At 56.9% G+C, this 4,932-nt stretch carries 4 protein-coding genes; all 4 read left to right on the top strand.

The window, feature by feature from the left end; genetic code table 11:
- A partial coding sequence (locus AC0L3E_RS34360) for a hypothetical protein (protein WP_473606877.1) occupies positions 1-263 on the top strand: 263 nt, incomplete at its 5' end.
- Between the two features lie 10 nt (positions 264-273).
- Entirely contained in the window at positions 274-1,311 is a 1,038-nt protein-coding gene (locus AC0L3E_RS34365; RefSeq protein WP_473606878.1) for an ABC transporter permease, read from the top strand.
- Between the two features lie 9 nt (positions 1,312-1,320).
- A complete protein-coding gene (locus AC0L3E_RS34370) occupies positions 1,321-2,520 on the top strand; it encodes an ABC transporter permease (RefSeq protein WP_473606879.1) in 1,200 nt (399 codons plus the stop codon).
- 10 nt (positions 2,521-2,530) lie between these two features.
- Positions 2,531-4,663, top strand: coding sequence for an ABC transporter ATP-binding protein (locus AC0L3E_RS34375; RefSeq protein ID WP_473606881.1), 2,133 nt, complete (start codon positions 2,531-2,533; stop codon positions 4,661-4,663).
- The last annotated feature ends 269 nt before the right edge of the window (positions 4,664-4,932 follow it).

Consider the following 4,932-nt stretch of genomic DNA (forward strand, 5'->3'; position numbering starts at 1 on the left):
CTCTTGAAACTCAAGGTGCGGGCAGCCGCTTCAAAAACAAACAGCGAATGGGTGGAAGGCACGAGACCGCGAAGCTTAGACATGAAGCAGGTCTATATCAAACGAGATGTTTTCCGTCTACGCTGTTGCTGCTGCATCGCCTATTGAAAGGTGAGGCTGGTGCGTCGTCGCGCCCAACATGGCTGGGAACCCATTTAGACCTGCCGTCAATCAGCCTTGAGGTGACGGTTGAGGTCGCCGGGCCGAGTCCAAACGTCAGGTGATGAGGACAGGATGCATAGTTTTATCTTGCGGCGCCTCGGTATGATGGCGCTGACTATGCTCAGTTTGACGCTGATAGTCTTTTATATGGTCAATTTAGAACCGAATCTTAAGAAGCTCGCCCTGAATCAGACCAACAATCGCGCCAGCGCCGTGGACGTCGAAAACTGGCTTCAGGCAAATGGCTATCGCGAGCCCTTCTTCAAGCGCTACGCCGAATGGGTCGGCGTCTGGCCCAAAGACCCTAGCCTCGATCCGAACACCGGCAAGCCGACGCTCAAATTCGGATTTTGCAGTGAACCCGAGACGCGCCAGTTTTCCGGCGTCCTCCAAGGCAACTTGGGCTGTTCGACCAAGTTCAGGACCTCCGTTTCCGCAAAAATTGTGCCGGCGCTAATTGCCACAAGTAAGCTGATGTTCTGGGCGCTGGCGGCGATCGTGCCAATTTCATTGCTTATGGGTATCCTTGCGGGCATGCGCGAGGGAACTCCGACAGACAGGACACTTTCCGTCCTCTCGATTATAACGACAGCCACGCCTGAATACGTCTCAGGCGTCATCTTCACAGTGATCTTCGCTTCCTGGCTCGGGTGGCTGAACGGCTCGGCGGCTTCGGCGACCGGACAAGGCCTTACCTTCTACAATTTCGCCTTGCCGGTGATGACGATGGCCATAGCCGATATAGGCTACATAGCCCGCATGACGCGAGCGTCGATGGTCGAAGTGATGACGCAGCAGTACATCCGCACTGCACGACTGAAGGGCCTCTCTTTTTGCAGGGTGGTGGTCAAACACGCACTGCGCAATGCACTGATCACTCCTTTTACCATAATCATGCTTCAGTTCCCGTGGCTGCTCACCGGCGTGGTGGTGGTGGAGACGATGTTTCGTTACCAGGGCTTCGGCTTTATATTGAACGACGCGGCCGCCAACAATGACATCGACCTCCTACTCGGCTGCTCGCTTGTATCGGTAGTCGTAGTGCTGCTGACCCAGCTGATCTCGGATATCGGCTACGTTTATCTCAACCCGCGCATTCGAGTGCAGTAGGAGGCGTCTGTGCAGCTTGAGATCATGGGATGGTTCAATGTAGCCCTGGCAGTTCTGGGACGGTTCTGGTCCGTCTGGATAGCCATGACTGTCTGCCTCGCCTTCAGCATCGGCTTTCGTAAACAGCTTGGGCTCTATGGCGACCTTTTCAGGACAGGTGTTGGCCTGGCTGGCGTTGTCATCTGCCTATTCTGGCTATTTACCGCCCTCTTCGCTCCCATGATCGCGCCCTTTGATCCCATCAGCCAGATCGCGGTCATGAAGGGAGCACTACCGGGAACCATCGTCCCTGACGGCAGCGGAGTCTACTATTTTGGCGGCGACACGCTTGCGCGGGATGTGTTCAGTCGCATGATTTACGGCAGCCGAATTGTGATGTCGATCGCGCCCCCAGCCACAGCTTTTGCGCTAATTGCTGGAATCGGCCTCGGCTTGCCCGCGGGGTACTATGGCGGTCGCGTCGATTCAGTTCTTTCCTTCCTAGTCAATCTCCTGCTGGCATTCCCGGTGATATTACTATTTTACCTTCTGGTCACGCCGGATGTTCGTGAGTTGTCGTTCGACAACTGGTTCAGCGAGGCGACAGGCATTGGAGTGTCGATTGCGAGATCGTTCGCGGCGGTGATCTTCTTGATTCCGATCCTATTCTTTTTGACACTGTTCCATACCCGCTTCAGGGGCCGCCCAGATCGGTACTACCTGTTTATCGGGGTTACCATTGTGATCGGCGCCTGGATCTATGTAGGCGTGATATTTGACGCCGACCCCCTAGGCATTGTGCATGTGAGGGCGGACTACCTCAACATTTTTATCGGCGTGGTGCTCGGCTCTTCCCCTAGCGTATTTCGCATCGTACGCGGCCTGGTCATGGACATCAAAACCCGCGATTACATCGCGGCCGCCCAGACCCGCGGCGAGAGCGCCTGGTACATCATGATCTGGGAAATCCTGCCAAATGCTCGAGGACCGCTGATCGTCGACGCCTGCTTGCGCGTTGGCTACACCACGATCCTGCTCGGAACACTGGGCTATTTTGGATTAGGGGTACCACCCGATAGCCCTGATTGGGGAACCGCCATCAAGGATGCAAGCCGGCTCCTACGCGCTTCTATCCATCCGGCATTGCCGCCGGCTATTGCGCTCATGTCCTTTGTGCTCGGGCTGAACCTCCTAGCCGACGCACTTCGCGAAGAATCGCTTAAAGATTGAGAGCCCACTTATGAACGAAGCTGTCAAATTTACGAGGGTCGCAAGCGCCGAGCCGATCATCGAGATCGAAAACTTGTCGATTTCTTTCTTGACCAAGAGCGGCGAGATCCCCGCCGTGATGGATTTTTCTTGCAGCGTAATGCCTGGCGAGTCGATGGGAATCGTCGGGGAATCGGGCTGCGGCAAGTCCACTGTTTCGCTCGGCATCATGCGAGACCTGCCCGGCCTTGGGCAGATCGTCGGGGGCCGCATCAAATTCCAAGGCAGAGACATGGGGGAGATGTCCGAGGAGGAGCTCCGTGCGATCCGCGGCAACAAGATAGCCATGGTCTATCAGGAGCCTATGGCAAGCCTGAACCCAGCCATGAGGGTCGGCGAGCAACTTACGGAAGTGCCCCTGCTTCACGACAAGGTGTCGATGAAGGAGGCGTATCACCGCTCGCTTGAAATGCTGAAGGCGGTCCGCCTCCCCGATCCGGAGCGCATTATGCGCTCCTACCCTCACCAGCTTTCCGGCGGTCAGCAGCAGCGCATAGTAATAGCCATGGCGTTGCTCTCCAAACCGGCGCTCCTCCTCCTGGACGAGCCCACAACAGCCCTCGATGTTACAGTAGAGGCAGGCATTATTGACCTGGTGAAAGACCTCGGGAAGCGCTTCGGCACCTCGATGATCTTCGTGTCACACAATCTGGGCCTGATCCTGGAGACCTGCGACCGCATCACGGTGATGTATTCCGGGGAGGCTGTTGAGACAGGTACGGTTTCCGATGTGTTCGACCGGATGCGCCACCCCTACACGCAAGGCCTCTTTCGATCGATACCTTTGCCAGGCGCAGACAAGAATTCCAGGCCGATAATCGCCATTCCGGGCCAGCTTCCTCTCCCGCATGAGCGGCCGCGCGGCTGCAATTTTGGTCCACGCTGCCATCATTTCGTGCCAGGCCGTTGCGATGCCGGCGAAATCCCTATGATTCCGATTCCGGGGCATGAAGGCCACTACAGCCGCTGTGTAAGATTCAATGAAATTGATTGGGCTGCGCTTCCCGAGGGCTCTGAAAGGAGCCGCGAGCCGGTGAGGCCAGGCGCGCCAGTGCTCAATGTTAGTAGCCTGAAGAAATACTATCACGTCGCGGCGCACTCGATCTTCGGCAGCGGGCAAAAGCGCGCCGTCAAGGCCATTGAGAACGTCACGTTCGAGGCAAGCCAATCCGAGACTGTGGCTGTCGTCGGCGAGTCGGGCTGCGGCAAGTCCACGCTGGCAAAAGTGCTGCTCGGTCTCGAAACTGCAAGCTCCGGCACCGTGAAGTTTTGCGGAAAGCAAATCCAGTCGACTGGCATTGAGGCACGTGACGTGCAAACGGTTGCCTCCATCCAAATGGTGTTTCAGAACCCGTTTGACACCCTCAACCCAAGCCACGCGGTTGGCTCGCAGATCATCCGCACGCTGGAGAAGTTCAAGGTTGGGAACACCCGCGCTGAGCGGCGGCAGAAAATGCTGGAGTTGCTAGATCTGGTCAAGCTCCCGCGAGCTTTCGAGAAACGCAAGCCTCACCAGCTCTCTGGCGGACAGAAACAGCGCATTGGCATAGCTCGAGCCTTCGCTGGCGGCGCCAGACTGGTCGTGGCCGACGAGCCGGTTTCCGCTCTCGATGTCTCAGTGCAGGCGGCGGTGACTGAACTGTTGATGGACATCCAGCGCAAGAACAAGACGACCATGCTGTTCATCAGCCACGACCTGTCCGTGGTACGCTACATCGCTGACCGCGTGGTGGTCATGTATCTTGGCCACATTGTTGAACAGGGCACGACGGACCAGATTTTTTCGCCTCCTTACCATCCCTACACAGAAGCGCTCTTGTCAGCGATCCCGATTGCCGACACCAGCGCAATCAAAAAGCGCATCGTGCTAGAAGGCGACATCCCTTCGGCGATGAATCCGCCGTCCGGCTGTCCGTTCCAGACGCGCTGTCGCTGGAAGAAGCTCGTTCCCGAGAACCGTTGTGAAAGAGAGTTGCCGCCTCTAAGAGACCTTGGAAACAATCACCGCAGCCTTTGCTGGCTCAGCGATGATCAACTCGCAACACAGGAGCCAGTGGTCAGCTTCACAACTCACAAGGTTGAGGTCGGGCAATCGACCCGGTAATGGGCAAAATGAAAACGTACGCCGCCCCAGCCGTGGACGGGCAATGCGCAAGTGCCCGGCGAGGCGTGTCTATAGGCCCTGGCCCCTAGCTATGGTTGTTGCAAGACAACTTGACCTTGCCCCTCTGATCTAATCCGGTTTGAGTTCGTTCTGGCCCATCGAGAGGACCAGGAATGGTTCGGGCACGAAAGGCCGCTTTTTTTGCACAGGGCTTACGGCATGCTGATCCACTGTTTCGTCATCACTATTCCCGAGCCTTGCAATCGAGC

It is taken from the genome of Mesorhizobium sp. WSM4822 (genome assembly GCF_055811155.1).